Annotated in this window: 13 protein-coding genes; 5 read left to right on the forward strand and 8 right to left on the reverse strand. The window is 71.5% G+C overall.

What is annotated here, in order from left to right; genetic code table 11:
- Positions 1-70 precede the first annotated feature (70 nt).
- Together WH85_RS38585 and WH85_RS38590 are read left to right on the forward strand one after the other, a co-directional pair.
- A complete protein-coding gene (locus tag WH85_RS38585; protein WP_425394688.1) occupies positions 71-604 on the forward strand; it encodes a helix-turn-helix transcriptional regulator in 534 nt (177 codons plus the stop codon).
- A 22-nt stretch (positions 605-626) separates the two neighbouring features.
- Positions 627-3,203 carry a hypothetical protein gene (locus tag WH85_RS38590; RefSeq protein ID WP_045747103.1) on the forward strand — a complete coding sequence of 859 codons (2,577 nt, stop codon included), beginning with the start codon at positions 627-629 and terminating at the stop codon, positions 3,201-3,203.
- A gap of 18 nt (positions 3,204-3,221) precedes the next feature.
- On the opposite strand, the gene WH85_RS38595 is transcribed toward WH85_RS38590, so the two are convergent.
- Both WH85_RS38595 and WH85_RS38600 read right to left on the reverse strand, forming a co-directional pair.
- Positions 3,222-5,333, reverse strand: coding sequence for an ATP-binding protein (locus tag WH85_RS38595; protein ID WP_045747104.1), 2,112 nt, complete (start codon positions 5,331-5,333; stop codon positions 3,222-3,224).
- Positions 5,334-5,378: 45 nt separating this feature from the next.
- Positions 5,379-7,478 carry an ATP-binding protein gene (locus WH85_RS38600; protein WP_083449586.1) on the reverse strand — a complete coding sequence of 700 codons (2,100 nt, stop codon included), beginning with the start codon at positions 7,476-7,478 and terminating at the stop codon, positions 5,379-5,381.
- 276 nt (positions 7,479-7,754) lie between these two features.
- Here WH85_RS38600 and WH85_RS38605 point away from each other — a divergent pair, with 276 nt between their 5' ends.
- Positions 7,755-8,072, forward strand: a complete 318-nt coding sequence (locus tag WH85_RS38605; RefSeq protein ID WP_045747111.1) for a hypothetical protein — start codon at positions 7,755-7,757, stop codon at positions 8,070-8,072.
- On the opposite strand, the gene WH85_RS38610 is transcribed toward WH85_RS38605, so the two are convergent.
- The 3 genes from WH85_RS38610 to WH85_RS38620 all read right to left on the reverse strand — a co-directional run bounded on the left by WH85_RS38610 (position 8,073) and on the right by WH85_RS38620 (position 12,372).
- A complete protein-coding gene (locus tag WH85_RS38610) occupies positions 8,073-9,368 on the reverse strand; it encodes a S8 family serine peptidase (protein WP_052721113.1) in 1,296 nt (431 codons plus the stop codon).
- 14 nt (positions 9,369-9,382) lie between these two features.
- The gene (locus WH85_RS47770) at positions 9,383-11,812 is read right to left on the reverse strand and encodes an RICIN domain-containing protein (protein ID WP_052721114.1); all 2,430 of its coding nucleotides are present in this window, start codon (positions 11,810-11,812) and stop codon (positions 9,383-9,385) included.
- Between the two features lie 236 nt (positions 11,813-12,048).
- Entirely contained in the window at positions 12,049-12,372 is a 324-nt protein-coding gene (locus WH85_RS38620; protein WP_045747105.1) for a hypothetical protein, read from the reverse strand.
- Between the two features lie 262 nt (positions 12,373-12,634).
- On the opposite strand from WH85_RS38620, the gene WH85_RS38625 reads away from it, so the two are divergent.
- Positions 12,635-17,482 carry an ExeM/NucH family extracellular endonuclease gene (locus WH85_RS38625; RefSeq protein WP_083449587.1) on the forward strand — a complete coding sequence of 1,616 codons (4,848 nt, stop codon included), beginning with the start codon at positions 12,635-12,637 and terminating at the stop codon, positions 17,480-17,482.
- Between the two features lie 63 nt (positions 17,483-17,545).
- Complete coding sequence (locus tag WH85_RS47775) at positions 17,546-19,591, forward strand: hypothetical protein (protein WP_052721115.1); 2,046 nt, start codon at positions 17,546-17,548, stop codon at positions 19,589-19,591.
- Between the two features lie 2 nt (positions 19,592-19,593).
- Here WH85_RS47775 and WH85_RS38635 read toward each other — a convergent pair whose 3' ends face one another.
- From WH85_RS38635 to WH85_RS51885, 3 genes are all read right to left on the reverse strand, one after another.
- A complete protein-coding gene (locus tag WH85_RS38635; protein ID WP_045747106.1) occupies positions 19,594-19,860 on the reverse strand; it encodes a DUF3040 domain-containing protein in 267 nt (88 codons plus the stop codon).
- 268 nt (positions 19,861-20,128) lie between these two features.
- Positions 20,129-21,349: a bifunctional glycosyltransferase family 2/GtrA family protein gene (locus WH85_RS38640; RefSeq protein ID WP_045747107.1), complete on the reverse strand. Its 1,221-nt coding sequence runs from the start codon at positions 21,347-21,349 to the stop codon at positions 20,129-20,131.
- Between the two features lie 197 nt (positions 21,350-21,546).
- Positions 21,547-22,007: mannosyltransferase YkcB-related protein (locus WH85_RS51885; RefSeq protein WP_045747108.1), on the reverse strand; the 461-nt coding region annotated here is incomplete at its 5' end.

Genomic DNA, 22,007 nt, shown 5'->3' on the forward strand with positions numbered 1-22,007 from the left:
GGTGCACGCGCCGGACCCGCTGACCTATGCGGGACTGGTGAGTCATCTGCGGGCACGATCGGACATCAGCGTGTTGCGCAGTGACGACCGGTCCCAGGCGCAGGTCCTCATCGTCGCGGCGGAACGCCTGACCACCGACGTGGTCGCCATGCTGCGGCTCGCGGCGACCGAGGTCGGCGCACCCGTCGTGCTGGTCACCACCGAGATCAGCGAGCAGGAACTGCTGACCGCGGTGGAGTGCCGGGTGGTGGCGATCCTGCCCCGCGCGGTGGTCACCGCCGAGCGTCTCGCGCACAGCGTCCTCGCCGCGGCCTCCGGTGGCGGGGTCATGCCGCCGAACCTGGTCGGTGAGCTGCTCAAGCACGTCGAGCGGCTGCAGCGTGACGTGCTCACCCCGAACGGGCTGAACGCGTCCGGCCTCACCTCGCGGGAGATCGACGTGCTCCGGCTGATGGCCGACGGCCTCGACACCAACGAGATCGCCGACGAGCTGTGCTACTCCGAGCGGACCGTGAAGAACGTCATCTACGGCCTCAACCACCGGCTGAAGCTGCGCAACCGCTCGCACGCGGTGGCCTACGCCGTACGCTCCGGCGTGATCTGAGGCGTCCATGCCGGAAGCGGCAGTGATCACGAGGCACACCGTGGGCAACGCCCTGGTGCTGCACGCCCGTGAGCAGATCAGCGCCGAGGCCCGTTCGGTGGCGCTGTCGGTCGACGACGATCCCGAGAACGACATCGTGATCCTCGACCTGCAGAACGAACTCCCCTTCGACATCTGGGACTCGGTCGCGGCCGCCCTGCAGCGCCGTGGCCGGGGCATCCGCCTGGTGGTCCTGGGCGCCCACCCGGAGACCGGCGCGCTCGCCGGACAGTGGCTCTCCGACCGGCTGGGCCGGCCGGTGATCGCGCCGTTCGGCCGGATGATCCCGGGCGCGGCCGGCCTGCTCTTCGTGCACGCCGAGGACCTCGGTGGCTGGGTCTGCTACCGGCAGGGCAAACCGCCGGTCTGGCAGTCGAAGCGGTACCCCGTCCCGGCCTGGGACGGCGCGGCCGTCGAATATCTGCCGGTCAGCTCGACCGCCGCGGTGGAGCCGCTGCCCGGTGGCGTCTGGCTGCGGGAGAGCCGCGACGAGGCCGCCATCGCCGCGCACTGGCACCGGCTGATGTCGACGATGCCGTGCCTGCCGGACGCGATGTCGGTCGTCCTGGGCTGCCCCGGCACCGCCCCGCTCAGCCTCGACGACGTCGCCCGGTTCTGGCGCGGCCTGGCGCCGCAGGGCCGCGACAAGGCCCGTTTCGTCCACTACGGACCGGTGGCGTTGCGGGAGGGCGAGACCCTCGGTCAGGCTCTGGCCGACCTGCTGGAGACCCCGGTGGTGGTCTTCGCCGGCGTGCCGGCCGGCCGGCCCGGCGACCCGGAACTGTTCACCGTCGGCTCGGACGGCCGCCCGGGCTGGCAGGTCTTCGCCCGGGAACTCGGCTATCAGCCGCGGGAGAGCCCCGGCTCGGCGGCGCGGATCCCGCACATCCTCGGCCACCGCGCCCCGGAGTTGCTCGGTGAGCCGCTCGGCGCGTTCGCCTACCAATACACCACCGACGCGGTCGTCGAGGTGATCCAGTCCGGTCTCTGGCTGCGGGGACAGGAGCCGCCGCGGTACGCCGAGCGGATCCGCGCCATCCCGGCCGACCCGGACAGCGTGCGCCTGATCGTGGACGACGAGGTCCCGGCGATGGTCGACCGGTACTGGGAGCTGGCCGGTGACCTGGCGGGCCGCCTCGACAAGGCGACCCGGGACCGGGCCACGACGCCGCTGTCCTCGGTCGCGGTCCGCACCGGCCTGCGGGCGCCCGGCCGTGCCGGTGGTGTGGAGACCGCGCCGCACGGGCCGGCCCACCACGCCGAACCGGTCGTCCCGCGGCATGTCCCGGTCGCGCCGCTGCCGGAGCCGCCCACCGTGCCGGTGTCCTTCACCGTCGCCGGTCCGGAGGCTCCGGAAGAGGACCCGGCTCCCGAGATGGCTGCTCCGGCTGCTCCGGCAGCCCCGGCAGCCCCGGCAGCCCCGGCAGCTCCGGCGGTCCCGGCGGTCCCGGCGGCCGCGCAGGTCGCCGAGGCGGCGGCCGGTCCGGAGACCCCCGACATCCGGGTCGTCACCGAGTTGTCCACACCTTTATCCACAGGCCCGTCGACCGATCGGCCGTCCTGGGCGTCCGGTCCGACGATGGCGCTCCTGCCACTGCAGCAGCCGATCCGGCCCGCCCCGCAGCCCGGCGGGACACCGTCCTGGGCGCCCACCCCGGCCTGGACCGGGAACACGGTCGAGAACCCGGCGGTCACCAAGCCGGTCTCTCCCCCGGCGCCGCCCCCGAAAGACCGGACCGCGCCGCCCCCGAAAGACCGGACCGCGCCGGCCCACACCGGACCGCCCGGCCTGTTCCAGCAGCGTCCCGGCGACGACGTCCGCGGCATGCGGTCCGACCTCGACCTGCGCGAGGAGCGGGCCTGGCTGCGCCGCGCGTTCAGCCGCGAGTTCGAGGCGGCCTCCGGCGGCATCGCCCGGATCCTCGCCGAACACGCGATCCTGCAGAGCGGCGCGGACGCCCTCGAGTATGCGGTCGCCGTCCGCCTCTACCTGTCGGTCTGGGGCGACAGCGTCGACAAGATGCTGCGCCTGGCCGAACCGGGGGTGCACGTCTCGTTCGCCCGGTGTGTGGCCGCGGGCCTGAGCCGGCTGCCGTCGCACCGCGGTGTCACGTACGCCGCCGCCGATCTCACCCCGGACGAGCTGCGCCGGGTCACCGAACGGCGGACGCTGACCGACTGGGCGTTCACCAACGCGCTCACCGAGCAGCCGGCCGGGCTGCCCGGCAACGTCGAGGTGATGCTCTGGTCGACGACGGCGCGGCGTACCCGGCTGCTGGAACCGGAGGGCGGCACCGGGCTGCCGGGCCGGGTCCTGTTCCTGCCCGGGACCTCGTTCAAGGTGCTCGAGGTGGAGGAGCCGGTGGGCGATGCCCGGGGGCGGCTGCTGCTGCGCGAGCTGATCAGGGGCGAGGCGGTCACCGATCAGCGGGCGCCCCTCGACGACCTGGCGCTCACGGCACTGCGCCGGTGCGTCGAGCGCAACGCCATGGCGGGACCGCGCCCGCTGGTGCCACCGACGTCGGCGAGCCGGTTCATGAACGTCCCCGGCCTGATCTGATCCGGTCAACCAGCTCGATCAGTGATCGCCGAAAAGCTGATCGAGTTCGGTCAGGGACGCGGTCAGAGCCGCCCGCTGAGCCGGGGTGCACCGGGGATCCGCCACCGCTCGGCGCAACAGCTCACCGGCCAGCTCGGGGGTCTCCCGGACGGCCTCGGCACGGTGCCCGACGAGCCAATCGAGCAGCCACGAGTCGACTTCCGGCGTACCCCGGACAAGATGTTCGACGATCAGGCCCGCCGCCGCGCCGTGCCCGGCCAGCACCTCGGCCGCGTGCCGGTGCAGGGTGGGCCGCAGCGCGGCGGGCACACTCTCGACCAGAGCCTGGCGCAACACCGGCTGCCGGAAGGCCAGCCCGTCGCGGGTCCGCACCACCACGGTCGCCGCGACCGCCTCGTCCAGGTCGGTCGTCACGCCGAACGGGGTCCGGCCGGTGAACGCCGCGACGTCCGCGACGGCGAACCCGACACCGAGCAGGGCCGCGTACCGCAGCGTCTCCCGGCTGCCGGGGGAGAGGTCGTCCAGGGTCGCCTGCACGGTGTCGAGCAGTGACTGCGGCATCGTGGTCATCCCGGCCGCGACCTCGGCGATCCCGCCGTCGACGACGATCGCCTCCTGCCGGAGCAGACCGGCGATCAGCTCCCGGGCGTAGAGCGGATTGCCGGCTGTCAACTCGGCAAGCGACCGTAGCGAAGGACCGGGGTCGGCGCCCACCGCGGTCCCGAGGATCCGCTCGATGTCGTCGCGGTGCAGCGGACCCAGGTCCAGCACGTGCCCGTCCCGGTCGATCACACCCTGCCGCAGCCGGGCCAGCTCCCGGCCGTTCGGCTCGGGACGGGTCGCCGCGACCAGCAGCAGTGGCATCGTGCGGGTCAGCTCGGACAGCCGTTCCCAGACCCGCAGGCCGGCCTCGTCGACCCACTGCATGTCGTCGACCAGCAGCACTCGCGGACCCGAGGCGCAGGCCTCCCGGACGAACGCGACGACCCGGTCGACCCCGTCCGGATCGCCCGGCAGCACGGCGGCGAGCGCGGCCCGCTCCGGGTCGTCCGAGCTGGTCTCCAGCCCCAGGGCCTTCATCATCACCTGCAGCGGGATGCGGCTGCTCAGCTCGTCGGCGACACCCCGGGCGACCCGGACGCCGATCCGCTCGGCCTCGTTCAGCACCGCGGTCAACAGCTCGGACTTGCCGATGCCCGGCTCACCCTCGATCCACACGGTGGCGCCCCGGCCCGCGCCGGCCGCCGCGGTCAGCGTCCGCAGCAGCGTCACCTCGGCGTCCCGGCCGACGTGGGCCGGTGGCGCCGGAGCCTCGGCCGCGGCCGGACTCCAGTGCGGCGACGGCGCGGGTGCCGCAGCCGCCGACGGCTCGGCGGACTCGGCCAGGATCCGGCTCTGCAACGCGCGGATCGACGGTCCCGGCTCCACCCCGAGTTCGTCGACCAGCACCCGGCGGGCGGCGTGGAACGCGTCGAGCGCCTCGGTGCTGCGCCCGGCCTGGTGCAGCGCACGCATCAGCAGCTCGTGGAACGGCTCGTGCAGCGGGGAGAGCCGGACCAGGGTGGTCAGGTCGGCGACCAGGCCGTCGTCCCCGCCACCGGCCAGGATCAGGCGGGCCCGCTGCTCCGCGGCAGCGATCCGCAACTCGCCCAGGCGGTACCGGTCCAGCTCCACGAAACGGCCGGTCAGGTTCGCGTACGCGTCACCGTGCCAGAGCCCGAGCGCCTCGTCGAGGCCGGCCACCGCGTCGTCGGTGCGTCCCGCCGCGGCCAGTCCCATGGCCGCGCCGTACAGGCTCTGGAAACGGTCCGCGTCGAGGGCGTCCGGGGCGAGCCGCAGGGTGTACCCGGCCGGACCGGAGAGCAGCGACCCGCCCGCCGACCCGGGGGCGCGGTGCGGCTCCAGGCTCCGGCGCAGACCGGAGATGTACGTGTACACGTTGCCCGCCGCCGTGGTCGGCGCGGAGTCACCCCACAGCGCGAGGATCAGCTCGTTGCGGCTGACCACCCGGTTGGCGTTGGCGGCGAGCACCGCGAAGAGGGCCCGCCGCCGGGCGGTACCCAGATCGACCTCGTGGTCGCCGTTCCACGCGCGTACCGGTCCCAGCACGCTGACGCACAGCCCGCTCATCGCTCCTCCACGTCGCCGGTTCCCCGGTGGAGACGGGCGGTGCCATCAGCGGATAACAGAGAATTCACCGGAGGCTTCGGTTTCGAAGAACAACCCGGCCCGGAACAACCCCTGTGCCAGGTGGGTGGTGAGCAGTGCCCGGGCCGGTTCGGAGAGGGCCGGTGAGGAGACGGCGTGCCGGAGGACGGCGATCGCCGACGCGGGCGCGGTGCTGGTCAGCTGCTCCGCGTGGGTGGTCAGCCACCGTTCCACCCAGGCGTCGATCGGGACCGGCCCGGCCAGCAGCTGGCCGGCGACCCGGCTGGGAGCGCCGTCCGACTCGGCGATCCGCTGGGCGAGCTGGCGGTGCATGGTGACCCGCAGCGCGGTCGGGATGGCGCCGTGCAGCACCTGGCGGACCACCGGGTGCCGGAACCGCAGGCGCCGGCCGTCCTCGACCAGTACCCCGGCCGCCAGGGCCTCCTCGACCGCGGTGACCAGTGCCGGAACCGGTCGGCCGGTGACCGCGGACAGGTCGGTGACCAGGTGGTTGTTGCCCAGGAAGGCGATGGCGCGCAGCAGTTGCCGGGTGTCGTCGGAGAGCGGGCGCAGATGCCGGGAGACCGCCTCGACGAGTTCGGTCGCGGGCGTGTCCGCGGTCAGCCCCTGCCGTTCGGTCCGGACCAGGTGCAGCAGGTAGAACGGGTTGCCCGCGGCGGCCGCGACCAGCGAACGCACCGTCGGCGGTTCGATGTCCGGGCGGCGTGTCCAGGCCCGGACCAGCGCGGTGGCGGTCGGGTCGTCGAGCGGGCCCAGGTCGATCAGGGTCGTGCCGTTGCGGGGCAGCGCCCGGCGCAGCAGCCGCATCTCGTACCCGAAGGGCAGCGGGCGGGAGGCCGAGACGAGCAGCAGGGGCAGCCGCCCGGTGAGCTGGTGCAGCGCGTGCCAGACCAGCAGCGACATGTCGTCGGCCCACTGCATGTCGTCCATCACGAGCAGGACCGGGCCCTCGGCGCACTGGGTGATCACGAACGCCTGGATGATGTCGATCACGGCCATCGTCGGCGGGGTGGCGCCGGTCGCGCGTACCGCGTCGAGCAGGTCGTTCGCCGGGCCGTGCGAGAGGTACTCCGGCAGCAGGTTCAGCGGTTTGCCGCGGTCGGACTCCTCGCCGACACCCCAGCCGACCTGGACACCGAGCACGGCGGCGTCCCGCAGGCCCTCGGCCAGCAGTGCCGACTTGCCGATGCCGGCCTCACCGCTGATCCAGATGCTGCCACCGTGGCCCTCGGCGAGACCGGCGACCGCCTGCCGCAACCGGGTGACGGTGGCGGTCCGGCCGCGGAAACCCGCGTGCCGCCGCGGCAGCGTCGACGTGATCGTCGCCGGGCGGATGGCGTCGCCGACCAGCTGGGCGTGGATCTGGCGGACGGCGGCGTCGGGTTCGGTCCCGGACTCCTCGACCAGACGTTCGCGCAACGCGGTGTACAGGGCGATCGCCTCGTCGACGCGGTCCTGGGCGGCCAGCGCCAGCATGGTCACCGCGTACAGGCTCTCCCGCATCGGGTGGCGCCCGGCCAGCACGAGCAGGTCACCGGTGACCTCGGCGGCCCGGCCGAACCCGAGCATCAGCTCGGCGCGGCGCTCGACCGAGGTCAGATGCAGTTCGCCGAGCCGGACACGCTGGTTCTCGGCGTGCGGCCCGGGGATCCCGGCCAGAGGCTCGCCGTCGCCCCACTCGGCGAGGGCGGCGTCCAGCGCGGCCAGCTCACCGACGGCGTCCCCGGCCGCGCGGGCGGCCCGGGACTGCTCGCGCATCCGCTCGAAACGGGACACGTCGACGTCTTCCGGCGACAGGTGCAGACGGTAGCTGCCGCCCCGGGAGGTGAGCACGTCGCCGGAGGTCCAGCGGTCCCGGTCCGGTTCGAGGACGCGACGCAGCGCGGACACGTACGTGTAGAGGTTTCCCATCGCGCTGGCCGGCGGCTCGTCGCCCCAGACCGCGGCGATGAGCTCCTCACGCAGCACGGCGCGTCCCGGCTCCAGCGCCAGGGCGGCGAAGACCGCCTGGCGGCGGGCGGATCCCAGGGCCAGTTCCCGTCCCCCGCGCGTGACCCGGAGCGTGCCCAGCAAGGAGACCTCGAAGCTGGTGCGCACTGCCGTCATACGCGTTCCTCGCGATATCCGTGCTCGCCGCTCATTTCAACCTTTCGGCCGAAATCGTAGCCGAACGATGTAACAGGTCAACTCTTCGTGCCGGGGAGGTTGGTGTTCTTGGCTTTTCGAAGTACGGCCGGGTTGCACAGCAAACAGCAAGGAGGGGCACCTTGGCTAGCAGAGCCGGGCACTGTCCCGCTCGTCACACTGCCTCAACATCGGTCGAGGTGATGGACTCTGAGGCGGTTCCCGGCGCCCCGCCGGGTGATCGGGATCGGGGGCCGGATGGGCGACGAATTCGCGGGCGAGACCTTTCTCGCCCTGGCGAACGAGGGCCGGCTGGTGGTCGCCCCGGAACAGGCCGACGCCCTGATCGCCGGCCTGGAACAGACGATCGCCGTCCTGAACGAGCGGCTGCGCCTGCTCGACCTCTGGCAGCGGTCGCCGTCGCTCGCCGAGATGCCCCCGGCGATGGCGGACACCGTGGTGGACGTGGTCTTCGACGACCAGCTGTGCCCCGGCCGGATCGAACGGGCCGCCCGGGAACTGCCGAAATACGTCGCGGCGCTGCGGACCGCCCGGCGGGACGTGGCCGCCGACTGATCAGGCCGTCCGGCGCCGCTTGAGCAGTTGCGGCACGAGGAACGCCAGCAGCAGCACGACCAGGCCGATCGCGACCCCGATCAGCACCGTGCCCAGCGTGCCCAGCCGGCTCTGCGGCACCGGCGCGGCGGCGGCGTCGACCCCGATCCCGGCCGGCAGCGGAGCGGTGACCGCCCCGGCCGGGCTGACCAGGCCTTCCGCGGCGGTGTCCCGCACCTGACGGGTGACCTCGGCGGCCCGCAGCTCCGGGTGGGCCGACCGGACCAGGGCGACCGTGCCGGCCACGAACGCGGCGGCGAACTCCGGACCGTCGCCGGCCACGCCGATGCTCGCCACCCCGGCGCCGGGCGCCAGCAGATCCACCGCGTCCGTACCGGCGGCGTCGGCCCGCTGCCCGTCCTCACCCGTCGCACCGACCCGGAGCAGGCCGTCCGCGGCGGTCGCCGACACGGTCGCGGGCACCACGACCACCACGTCACGGGCGATCGCGTCGGTGATGGCGGCACTCACCACCGGGTTCGCCGCGTCCACCTGCGCGCCGATCAGCACCACCTGCGCGCCGGCCGACGTCGCGACATCGACGGCGGTCGCCGCGAGGCGCGGCGTCAGCTTGCCGGTCCCCGCTTTGACGGGTACGAGTCGCGCCCCCGGAGCCACCCCGAAGGACTCGCCACCCGACCCGTCGTCACCGGCGGTGATGCCGGCCAGTGCGGTGCCCGAGCCGGTGCAACTGTCGTCGCCACGCCCGGTGCCGGCGGCGACGTCCGTGCCGGTCAGCACCCGGCCGGACAGTTCGGGCGCGGAACCGTCCACACCGGACCCGATGATCGCCACCGTGACCCCGTAGCCGTTCGCCACGGTCCAGGCCCGGCTCGGGGTGAGCAGGGACTGCCCCCACGAGGCGGCCTCCGGCACGGCGTCGCCCCACTTGCACTGCGACGTGCGGGCGGCGCTGGACGGCAGCGGACCCTGCTCCAGCTCGGCGCCGACCGCGTCCCAGGGCAGGACCACGTGCCAGCCCTCGACCAGCCTGTTCGGGTTCGCCAGCCGGCCGCCGTCCGGTTGCACCCGGCCGGCGTTCAGCTCCAGGATCTCCCCGGCCCGGTTCGCGTCACCGAGAAAGCGCTCGGCGATCTCCCACAGGTTCTCCGGCGCGTTCTGGTACGAGGCGGTGACCGTGTAGTAGTACCGGTTCACCGCGGCGTCCACCGGCGGTTCCGCGCGGGCGGGCAGGACCGGCAGGGCGGTCGTCACGGCGGCCAGCGCGGCCGACAGCGCGACGGCGCGCAGCGTCATCGAGGTCAATCCCCTCACCACTCGGACTTCTCGATCAGCGCCCAGTCGTGGTCGTCGTTCGGGGCGCAGGGCACCAGGGCCAGCCGGGCGTCCGCGCCGGCCTCGCCCACGCCGGGAACGTCGAGGCACATCCAGGTGGTGGTGTTACGCAGCCAGTAGTACTCGAAGCCACCGGAGGTGGTCCGCTTCTCCAGCCGGAAGTACTGGTTGTCGTTGTCGAAGCAGTTCGTCTCGCTGACCGCGGTGCCGGAGTCCACGCCGTCGGCGCCGGGCACGTCGAGGCACAGGCCGTCGTCGGCGTTGCGGATCCAGTAGAGCTGGTAACCGTCCCCGTCCACGATCCGCGGGACGAAGTGCCACTCCTGGTTGTCCTCGGTCGTCTTCGCGCACGGGAACTGGGTGACCGGGCCGTCCGCGGCACCCGGGCCGTACCCGCCGATGTCGACGCACATGCCGGTGGCCAGGTTGTGGATGAAATACGGGCCGTAGTCGCTGCCGTTCGCGTCGGTCGCCATGATCGCCGGCTGGTTGGCCCGGCCCTGCGGCGCGGCCGGCTTCGGGGCGGCCGAGGACTTGGCCGGCTTGGCCGAACCGGAGACGGAGGGGGAGACCGACACCGACGGGGCCTTCGACGGCGCCTTGGCCGGCTGCAGGCGGGTGTCCTTGGCGTACTCGGTCTGCGCCTTGGTGACGGTGGCGGCCAGCTCGGTGACCGGCGCCGCCTTGTCACCGCGGGTGAAGGCGGCCAGGGCGGCCGGATAACCACCGGTCTGCTTGATCAGCTTGCACATGGTGCGGCCGAGCGCCGGGATGGCCACCGCAGGATCCCACGGCGACCGGGTCGCCGACGCCTTGACGTTGTCCACCCAGACCTGCGGCGGGAACTGCGCGATGCCCTGCTCGCCGGCCGGGCCCAGCTTGTCGGCGTCGAAACCGGAACTGGCCATGAGCTGCGCGGCGAGCCGGGCCGGCGGCATCTCGGGGCAGCTCTTGCCGCCGGTGACGACCGCCTTCAGGTACGCGTCCGGTACCGGCGGCACCGTGTCGGCGGAGACCGGCGTGACCGTCGGCGACGGGGAGGCCGGTCCACCGGCGAAGGCGGGCTGCAGCGCGTACCAGTTCGCGTACCGCTCGGCGGTGTCGACGTAGTTCTGCGCCTCGCCCGGGATACCGCCGGCCACCAGCACCTGGTCCATGCCGAGCCGGTGCGCGGCGAGCGCGACCCGCCACGGATCCTCGGCGATGGCCACCGCCCGGGACTGGCCGATCAGACCGCACATGTGGTGGGCGAGAGCGGTGACGGAGGCTTCCCGGTCGGTGATCTGTGCGCCCTCCCACGGCACGTTCTGCTGCCACTGGGCCGGGGTCAGCGCGGCGACACCGGCCGCCCCGCCGGTGCGCATCCCCTCGACCGGCTGGCTGCCGAAGTTCGAGGCGATCATCACCTGGCCGGCCAGCCGGGGCGGGGTCAGCGCGGTGCACGAGGAGGACGCGTCGACCAGGATCCGGACGTCGGAGGCGGAGAGCCGGTTGCCCTCGAGCGGTTCGGCCGCGCTGGCCGCCTGCCGGGCCGCGAAGCCGCCGGCGCCGGTCAGCGCGGCGAGCGCCAGGACGACGCCGAGCGCGATCGGGCGCCGCAGGTTGCGCCGGGGAGCCGGGGTGGTGGGCTGCGCCGCCGGGACGACCGCGGTGAGTGGTGCCACGACGATCTCGGTGGACGGCTCGGCGATGACCGTGGTGGCCGGTTCGGCGGCGAGCACCGTGGTGGGCTCGTCCTCGGCAGGTTCCTCCGGTTTCTCCGGTTCCTCCGCTCTCTCCGCTCTCTCCGCTCTCTCCGCTCTCTCCGCTCTCTCCGCTCTCTCCAGGACGGGCGGCTCAGGCTCCGGCTCCTCCCAGCGCAGCGTGCCGACGACCGCGTCGAACATCTGGACCGTGACCTCGGCCTCGTCGCCCCCGGCCACGGTGAAGGTGACCAGGCCGTACGCGCCGGCCACCGACGGGTGGGCGATGTAGTACCTCACCTGCTGGGACCGCTCGGCGCCGGCGGTGGTGGCGACCCGGATCGCCTGCGCGCCGGCGATCTCCAGGTAGGAGCCGTCGTCACCGGCCCCGGCCAGGACCGAGGCGAACAACTGCTCCGGGGCGGTGTTCTCCTCGACGTTCTCCACCACCGAGACGAACAGCGAACCGGGCAGCCGGGTGCCGTCGAAGCCCGGAACCGGCAGCAGCACCGTCCTCGCCTGGTTGCGGGCCGCCTCGTCCGCCGCGGCGGTGACCTCACGCCGCAACGCCTTCTGCCAGGTCGCGGCCTTGTCCTCGGGCAGGTCGGCGGGCAGTGCCGCCCGGACCAGGCCGTCTATCAGGCGGGGACGGTCACCGGCGGAGGCCGGCGTGACCGGGACCTCGGCCCAGCCGTCCGGAACGATCAACTCGAAGTCGATCACGATGATCCCCCTGGCGCCGGCGGATGGACAGAGCGGCGGTAACGATAGCGCAGTCGACCTTTCTGAACTATGTGGTCAAGGCGCCGGGCACCGGTCGGTCAGCAGGCGGTGACAGCAGGATCTGCAGAGCGTTCGCGCAGGTCCGGGCATGGGTGAGGAACCAGTCGATCCGGTCGTCGGTCAATGAACCGGTGCCTTTGCGGAGACAGGCCGCGGCTCCTCCCTCCGCGTGCGAGTCAGGCGGCGCGCCGGTTGAGGACGCGCTGCAGGGTGGCCAGGGCGCGGGCAGCGTCGTCGGCCTGTGCCTGCGGGCTGCCGTGGCGTTCCAGCCACTCGGCGACCGCCTCCCGGACGACGCCGGAGAATCCCTCGGGGTGGGCCTGCTGCTCGACGGCCGCGACCAGTCGCCGGGGCATACGGAGCGTCTTGACGTCCATCGGGACGTCCTCGGGGTCGTCGTAGACGTGTCCGACGGTGATCCGGTCCTCCCCGCCGAGGATCGTTCCGCCCGCCAGGTGGCCCAGGTCCGGGTCGTCCGGGCTGATCGGGGTCCTGCTCATGACTGCCCCTTCGTCATGGCGAAGGAGACGCCGGACCGCAAGGTGGCGATCCGTCCGGACGGGGTCCACATGATGCCGATGTCCACGCGGGGCAGTGTAATACCCCGTCATACGCACGGAAGGGTGAAAAGGGGCGTACAAAATCGAACAATGCGTCGCCTGATCACCCGTTGAATGCCTTTTCGTTACCTCAACGAGAATCGATCGTCATGGGGTTTCCCTACGCTCCGGCGGATCTACTTCGTTCGGAGGGTCATCCTCGATGCGTTCATACATACGCAGCGCGGGTGCCACCGGCCGACTCCTCCCTGTGCTGCGGGTCCCCTCCGGGTTCCGCACGATGGGTGCTGTCGCCGTGGTCACCGCACTCGGTCTCAGTCTCACCGGCCCCGCCGTAGCGGCCACGGAAACGCCATTCATCAGCGAGATTCACTACGACAACGCCGGCACCGACAGTGGTGAGGCCATCGAGGTCGAGGCCCCCGCGGGGTTCGACCTCAGTGGCTGGCAGATCGTGCTCTACAACGGAACCGGTGGCGCGTCCTACAACACGGCCACGCTCAGCGGTGTGACCCCGGCGTCCGGTGTGGTCGTGCAGACCTACCCGGCGAACGGCGTCCAGAACGGCTCTCCGGACGGCGTGGCCCTGGTCAAGCCGGACGGCACGGTCGCCGAGTTCCTCACCTACGAGGGCACGTTCACCGCGACCAACGGTCCGGCCGCCGGTCAGGCCGGTGTCGACATCGGTGTGTCCGAGCCGGACACCACCCCGGTCGGCCACTCGCTGCAGAAGATCGACGGCAGCTGGCAGGCGCCGGCCGTCAACAGCTTCGGCGCGATCAACGGCACCGCGCCGGAGGAGCCCGAGGAGCCGGAGGAGCCCTCCGAGGGCTGCGTCACCCCGGTCACCAACACCATCGCCGAGGTGCAGGGCACCGGCGCGGCGACCCCGCTGGCCGGGCAGACCGTGACCGTCGAGGGTGTCGTCACCGCGGACCACCGCACCGGCGGCTACAACGGTTTCTACCTGCAGACGGCGGGGACCGGCGGCGAGCGTACGGTCGCCGCGGGCACCGCCTCCGACGCGGTCTTCGTCTATCTGACGTCGAACACCGCGCTGCACCCGTCGATCGCGATCGGCGACCAGGTGCGGGTGACCGGCACCGCGAGTGAGTACAACGACCAGACGCAGATCACCATCGGCGCCAAGGCCGACGTGGCCGTCTGCGCCACCGGCGCCACCGTGCCCACCCCGGTCGCGCTGGTCCTCCCGGCCGGCGACGACGTGCGCGAGTCGGTCGAGTCGATGCTGGTCGCGCCGGTCGGCACGTTCACCGTGTCGGACAACTACAACACCAACCGGTACGGCGAGATCGCCCTGACCGCCGGTTCCGACGTGGCCAAGGTCCCCACGGACGTGGCTCGTCCCGGCAGCACCGAGGCCGCCGCGGTGAAGGCCGCCAACAAGGCCGGCCGCATCCTGCTCGACGACGGCAAGACGACGAACCTGTCGTCGAACAACATCGCGCCGCCGTACTTCGGCAAGAACGACCCGATCCGGGTCGGCGACACCGTCGAGCAGTTCGGCCCGGCCGTCCTGGCGTACGGGTTCAGCGAGTGGCGTCTGCAGCCGGCCACGCCGGTCGACGCGGACACCGCCCCGGCGAACCGCACCACTTTCAAGGACAGCAACCCGCGGACGAACGCCCCGGTGAACGTGGGCGGCGACGTGCGGGTCGCGAGCTTCAACGTGCTGAACTACTTCGTCCACTTCGGTGGCGAGGCACGCGGCGCGGCCGACGAGGCGGCGTTCGCGAAGCAGGAGGCGAAGATCGTCTCCGCGATCACGGCACTCGACGCCGACGTGGTCGCCCTGATGGAGATCGAGAACTCGGTCCGCTTCGAGGCGAACGACCCGCAGCTGGCGCTCAAGACGCTGGTCGGCAAGCTCAACGCGGCGGACGGCGCGGGCACCTGGGACTACGTCCGGTCGCCCGCCGAACTGCCGTCGGCGGCCGAGCAGGACTACATCACCAGCGCGATCATCTTCAAGCCGGCCGCGGTCACGCCGAAGGGCGCGTCCAAGTCGGTGAACGACGAGACGGTGTGGTCGAACGCCCGCGAGCCGATCGCGCAGACCTTCACCGCGGGCTCGATCGATTTCACCGTGGTGGCGAACCACCTGAAGTCCAAGAGCGCCTCGGTCGCCCCGACCGGCGACAACGTCGACACGGGCGACGGGCAGGGCGCGTACAACGGTGACCGGAAGCGGCAGGCCGCGGCGCTGGCGACGTTCGTCGGCACGCTCGGCACCGACAACGTGATCCTGCTGGGTGACTTCAACGCGTACACCCAGGAAGACCCGATGCAGGTCCTCTACGACGCGGGTTACACCGACGCGCACTCCACGTTCGCGCCCGGCAAGTCGTCGTACGTGTACAGCGGCGAGTCCGGTTCCCTGGACCACGCGCTGGTGACCGGTGCGCTGAACAGCCGGATCACCGGCGTCGACATCTGGAACATCAACTCCGTCGAGTCGTACGCCTTCCAGTACGACGGTTACGCGCCGTTCTTCGACGCGGGCCCGTTCCGGGCCAGTGACCACGACCCGGTCGTCATCGGCCTGGACACCGGCGTCGCCGGACCGGTCGACCTGCAGCTGCTCAGCATCAACGACTTCCACGGCCGGCTCGAGTCGCCGACCACCGGCAACGGTGGCGCCGCCCAGCTGGTCGGCGCGGTCAACCAGCTGCGTGCGGAGAACCCGAACACCGCCTGGGTCTCGGTCGGTGACAACATCGGCGCCTCCACCTTCATCTCCGCGATCGACGACGACAACCCGACGATCGACGCGCTGAACGCCGGTGGCCTGAACGTCTCCGCGGTCGGCAACCACGAGTTCGACAAGGGCCTGTCCGACCTGCTGGGCCGGGTCTCCGACCGGGCCGACTTCCCCTACCTCGCGGCGAACGTCTACAAGGACGGCGAGCGGGTCCTGCCCGGCTACGTCGTGCAGTCCGTGGGCGGCGTCAAGGTGGGCTACATCGGTGTGGTCACCGAGCAGACCGGTTCGCTGGTCAGCCCGGACGGCATCAGGGGCGTGGAGTTCCGCGACCCGGTCGCCGAGGTCAACACGCTCGCGGGGCAGCTGTCCGACGGCGACGAGGCCAACGGCGAGGCCGACGTGCTGGTGATGCTCGCCCACGAGGGCGCGGCCACCGAGAACATCGGCTCCGCCGAGGCGCTGCAGGCCGACGAGGTGTTCGGCGACTTCACCCGGGTCAGCGCCGAGATCGACGCGATCTTCAGCGGGCACACCCACCAGCCGTACGCCTTCGAGGTCCCGGTCCCCGGTGTCACGGGCAAGACCCGACCGGTGATCCAGGCGGAGGACTACGGTCTGCGTCTGGGCCGGGCCGTGCTGAGCTGGGACCCCGCCACCAAGACGATCACCAACTCGTCGGCGGAGCTGCTCAACGTCACCGGTTACCCGTCCGACGCGACGGTCGCCGGCATCGTGGAGACCGCCAAGACCACCGCCACCGAGCTCGGCAAGCGTGAGCTCGGCAAGATCAGCGGTGACATCCTGCGGGCCTACAGCGCCACCGGCTCGGAGGACCGCGGCGCCGAGTCGCCGATGGGCAACTTCATCGCCGACGTCCAGCTCGACCAGACCAAGGACGCCGGTCGTGGTGGCGCGCAGATCGCCCTGATGAACCCGGGCGGCCTGCGGGCGGACCTCAAGTACGGCACCGACGGCACGGTCACCTACTCGGCCGCGTTCGCCGTCCAGCCGTTCGCCAACGACGTGGTCACCCAGACGCTCACCGGTGCGCAGATCAAGCAGGTGCTCGAGGAGCAGTGGCAGCCGGACGGGGCCTCCCGCCCGGTGCTGCACCTCGGTTCGTCGAAGGGCCTGACCTACTCGTACGACGTGAGCCGCCCCCGCGGCTCGAAGATCATCGCGTCGTCGTTGAAGCTGAACGGTGTCGTCATCGACCCGGCCGCCACCTTCCGGGTGACGTCCAACTCGTTCCTCGCCGCCGGTGGCGACAACTTCACCACCCTCGGCCTGGGCACCAACCGGGTGACGACCGGCGACAACGACCTCACCATGCTGGTCAACTACTTCGCCGCGTACACGCCGATCACCGCGGACACCACGCCGCGCAGCACCCCCGGCGTCGGCGACGAGACCGCCCCGACCGGCACGTACACGCTGAACACCGCCGCCCTCTGGCCCGGCCAGAAGGTCACGCTGACCCAGAAGGCGCTCGCCGACGACGTCAGCGCGGCCGACAAGATCACCCGCGTGGTGAACTGGGGCGACGGCAGCGCCGCCGAGACCCTGGCGGCGGACGCGACCACCGCGTCGCACACGTACGCCAAGGCCGGCAGCTACACCGTGACGGTCACCCTCACCGACGAGGCCGGCAACGGCGGCCCGGCGACCTTCGAGGGCGCGTCCACGGTCAAGGTCGCCGCGCAGACCGGCAAGTACAAGCTGGAGAAGACGGCGATCTGGGCCACCCAGGGAACCTCCGTGCAGGTCAGTGGCGTCACCGGCGCCACGAAGCTCGCGGTGGCCTGGGGCGACGGCAGCACGACCGTCTCCGCCGCGACCAACGCGACGGTGCCGCACACGTACGCGAAGGCGGGCCGTTTCACCGTCACGGTGACGCCGTCGAACGCGGCGGGCGCGGGCACGGCCGTCACGGTCGGCGCGGTGACCGTCGCCAAGGACACCTTCAAGCCGACCGTGGTGCTCAGCCCGCCGGCCCAGAGCGACCGCGCGTCGTCCTGGAAGAGCGTGACCGGCTGGAGCTTCGACATCGGCACCGGCATCGCCGCGGTCACCGTCAAGGCGTACGCCAAGAACGGCAGCAGCTGGTTCTACTACAACGGCACGAAGTGGGTGAAGGCCTCCTCGGAGAAGGACGCCGCGGCCAAGGCCGTCGCGATCACCGTCACCCCGAGCGCCAACGGCACCTGGAAGGCCGGTCTGACCGGCGTGGCCAAGGGCATGACCCTGAAGCTCAGCTACGGAGCGAAGGACAAGGCCGGTAACACGTCGTCAACCAAGACCTACACGGCACGTATCACCAAGTAACAAGATGATTTAGCCGAAAGGCCCCTGCCGGGAGGCGGGGGCCTTTCCGCATAAGATCCGCGGGTGCCAGCAGAGAAAGCCCGTACCGATCCGACGCCCTGGCTGCACAGCGGCCTGACGCTGGCCGCCGTCATCGGTCTCGCGATCAACCTGCGCACGTTCTGGACCGCGTTCGCGTTGCCCGATCCGGGGCTGGCCCTCGCCCTGACCGGCTGCTACCTGGCCATGCTGGTCGCCGCGGTCCTCGCCCTCTGCCTGCGCAGCAGCCGGGCACTGGCCCGGGTCGACGTGCTGGTGCTGGTCACCGCCATCGTGATCAAGGGGATCGCCCTCTGGCCGGCGATCACCGGCGAGCATGACATCGATGTCGACGAGGGCATCCTGATGGACCGGGCCAGCCGGGCGATAACCTACGGTTTCGACCCCTATCAGCTGTCCTGGCCGTACATCAATCCGGACACGGCGACCCGCCTGATGGACGGCGGCGGCGCCTTCACCTTCGGCTACCCGCCGTTCGGTATCCAACTCGGTGCCCTGTTCCAGTGGCTCGGCGGCGGGGCCGTCGTCGGCATCGTCGTGGCCGCCACGCTCGCCCTCTTCGCCACCGCGATCATCGCCTTCTGCGTGGCGCCCGCCCCCTTGCGGCCGTTGGCGACTCTCGGCATCCTCGGGACGGGCATTCTCACCGCGTACGCGGAGAACGCCTACCCCTCGATGATCGCCCTGCCGTTCCTCTGCCTCGCGGTGTGGAAGTGGACCTCGATCGGTCGCGGCGGACGCCTCGGCTTCGGCGGCGTCCTGCGGGCCGTCGCGATCGGGCTGGCCGTCTGCACCCACCAGCTGGGCTGGTTCCTCAGCATCTTCCTGCTGGTCGGCATCATCCTGCTGCGCCGCGGCGAACTGTCCTGGGCCCGCACCCTGCTGCTGGCCGCCCGCTACGTCGGCATCGCCGTGCTGGTGGCGGTGGCGGTCAACGCGCCGTTCGCCCTCCGCGACCCGGTCACCTGGATCCACGGCATCACCGAACCCCTCACCCAGCACGCCGTGCCGCACGGGCAGGGCATCATGGCGGTCACCTACCACCTGATCCGGGGCAGCGGCGCTCTGGACTTCTACGGGCACGCGACGATCGCGATGCTGGTGGCGCTGATCGCGGCGTACGCGGTGAACATCCGCAGTTGGGGTCCGGCCGCGGTGATCCTGCCGTGGATCGTGTTCTGGGTGGCGTTGCGATCCCAGGACGGGTACTGGGTGTTGACGATGCCGCTCTGGGTGGTGGGTCTCTGCACCACATCCCGGGCCGATTTCGCCACCGCCTACCAGCTCCTCCACCGACGCCGCCGGCCGGTCCCGCCCACGTCTGTCGTCTCCGAGCCCGCACCCGTCGTTCCCGAGCCGGTGCCTGCTGAGTCCGTGCCTGCTGAGCCCGCTTCCGTTGAGGCGGCTGCTGCGGTTGAGCCGCCTGCTTCCGTCAATGCGCCTGCTTCCGTCAAGGCGCCTGCGAAGTCATCGGTCCTCGCGTCGTCCGGCGCTGCCCCCGACTCCTCCTCCGAGCCGGTCGATCTCGAGCTGGACGAGCCGGAAAAGCCGGAAAAGCCGGAAGGGCCGGAGTCGGAGCGGGAGACGGAGCGGCAGCCGGAGCCGATCATCGCGCCACGGAAGTCCCGGATCGGAACCGTCCTCCGGGCCGCCGTGACCGTGATCTTGTTCCTCCCGGTGGCCACCTGCCTGACCGTCGCGATGACCTCGCCGGCCCCGCTGACCTTCCAGGTGATGTCACCCCTGGTCTTCGGTGAGAAGGTGGAACGCCTGGTGGTGGCGGTGACCAACGATTCCGATCACCCGTTGTCGCCCAGTTTCACCGTGACGACCGGCGTCTACATGGGCCAGTTCTGGAAGGTCAACCACGGTCCGGCGACCTTGGAACCGGGCGGGTCGGCCGTCTACTTCCTGATCCCGCCGAAGGTCTGGCGCCCGAAGCTGACCGAGATCCCGCTGCTCAGGGCGGTGTCCGACGGCCCGCAGACACTGAGCTCGATGCTTCTGGCGCCGGTCTACTACGGCACGCCGTTTCCGCTCCCGCGCGACAAGCCGACCCGGAAGCGCTGACGTCAGTGCCGTAAGCGGAAGGCGGCGGCGAGCAGGGTGACCAGCGACCAGGCCGCCGTGATCGCCGCGGCGATCCACCAGCCGACCAGGGCCAGGCCCGCCGCGGCCAGGGTGATCATCGCGGCGACGGCGAAGAGGGGGAGTGCGGGGCGTGTCGGTGCGGTGATGCTGAAGTTGCCGCCGCCCATGCGGGTGCAGAAGTCGGGGTCGTCGCGCTGGAGTTGCCGTTCCATCTGCGCCAGCCGTCGGCTGTCCTCTTTGCTGAGCATGTAGTTACCTTCCGGTCCGCCGCGCCGGTGGGGCCTTGATCCGTAAAGCATCGATCGACATCGAGAGATCCCGATCACAGTCATTGTTACCTCTGCATTGCCTTTGTGATACGCCCGCGTGTGCCGAATTTTCTCGGCTCGATTCCGAGGGGATGCCGGACGTTCACCGGATACAACGGGCCGACAGTCCCGTGATGACGGCGATCTAAGCGGATATGCGAAGAAGGCGGCACCTGACAACAGGTGCCGCCTCGGTCGACCGGAAGATTCACCCCCGGGCGCGGAACACCCACACCCGCAGCATGAGGAAGCGGACCGCGGTGGCCACCAGATTGGCCACGACGAGTGCGGCGACCTCGATCGGCCAGGTCGGCACGGCCACCGCCGCGTGCAGGAGAGCAAGGGTTCCGCTGGTCAGCGCGAGACCGATGCCGAACACCACGAGACCCTGCGCCTGGTGACGGACGGCGCCGTCGCCGCCGCGTACGCCGAAGGTCAGCCGACGGTTGGCGGCGGTGTTCGCCACCGCCGTGACCAGCAACGCGATCAGGTTCGCCGGCTGGGCGCCGATACCGGTGCGCAGCAGCGCGTAGAGGACGACATAGGCGAGAGTGCTGGCCACGCCGACGCCGGCGAAGCGGATCAGCTGGCCGGTCAGGCCCGCCGGGACACCGTCGACGGGCAGCGGGTTGCGGCCCAGCTGCTCACGGAGAGTGCCCAACGGGAGGCGGCCGGTGGACAGCGCACGGGTCACCCGGACGATGCCCTTGAGATCCTCCATCGCGGTCGACACGATGTCGACCCGGCTGTCCGGGTCGTCGACCCAGTCCACCGGAACCTCGTGAATCCGCAGGCCGGCGCGTTCCGCCAGGACCAGCATCTCGGTGTCGAAGAACCAGCCGGTGTCCTCGACCATCGGCAGCAGCCGGGTCGCCACGTCGGAGCGGATCGCCTTGAAGCCGCACTGCGCGTCGGAGAACCGGGCGGCCAGGGTGCCCCGCAGTATCAGGTTGTAACTGCGCGAGATGAATTCGCGCTTGGCGCCCCGGACCACCCGTGAGCCGCGGGCCAGCCGGGAACCGATCGCCAGGTCGGAGTGCCCGGAGATGAGCGGCGCCACCAGCGGCAGCAGCGCGCCCAGGTCGGTCGACAGGTCGACGTCCATGTAGGCGAGCACGGCCGCGTCCGAATGTGTCCAGACGTATTTGAGGGCGCGACCCCGGCCCTTCTCCGGCAGGTGAACCGCCGCCACCTCCGGGTAGTGGTGCGCCAGCCGCCGCGCCACCGTCAGCGTGCTGTCGACGCTCGCATTGTCGGCGATCGTGATCCGGAACCGATAGGGGAAATTGGCCGCCAGATAGGCGTGCAGACGCCGCACACACGGTTCGAGATCGGTCTCCTCGTTGTACACCGGGATGACCACATCGAGAACCGGCGCCGTGACGCGGCTCGGGTAGGCGTCGTGGGAGGGCAGCGTCGAAAGGCTCATGCGGCAACGGTGCGCCGCGCGGCTTTGCCCGTTCCGTGGTCTTCCTGTGAGGACCGTGTGACTGCTTTCCACCCCCTTTCCGGGTACGGGCCACACCTCCCTCGACCGCAGATGATCCGTCCCGGGCCGCCACCCACGGAAACGCAGCCGCGGCCCCTTCGACGGAGAGGTCGAGGGGGCCGCGGCTGCCGGAGACGTCAGGACGTGGTCTTCGGAGTGGTCAGGTCGTAAACGGTCGTGCCGCCCACCGTCTGCGCGGTGTAGTTCTCGGACACCCACGAACTGATCTGCGAGCTGTAGTCGGAGCCGCCGTTCTGGGCGCCGCCGATGCTGCCACCGATGAAGTAGTGGATCTTCCCGTCGGTGACGTACTGCTGGAACTGTTCGAGGGTGGGTGACGGGTCGGTGCCGTTGAAGCCGCCGACCGCCATGACCGGCTTCTCGGTGGCGAGTTGATAGCCGGACGCGTTCTGCGAGCCGACGGCCGCGGCCACCCAGGTGTACTCGTCGGCGTCCGCCTCGAGCAGGGTCTTCATCTCGGCGCTGACCTCGGAGGCGTTGAGCAGGCTGTTCCGGCCGCCGCCTTGTTGTCCGCCGCGCCCTTCACCGGTGCCGCCGCGTTGCCGCCCGCCGTCGCTCCGCCCGCCGCTGTTCTGCC

Origin of the sequence: Actinoplanes rectilineatus, assembly GCF_000962825.1 — a bacterium.
GTDB classification, from domain to species: Bacteria; Actinomycetota; Actinomycetes; order Mycobacteriales; family Micromonosporaceae; genus Actinoplanes; species Actinoplanes rectilineatus.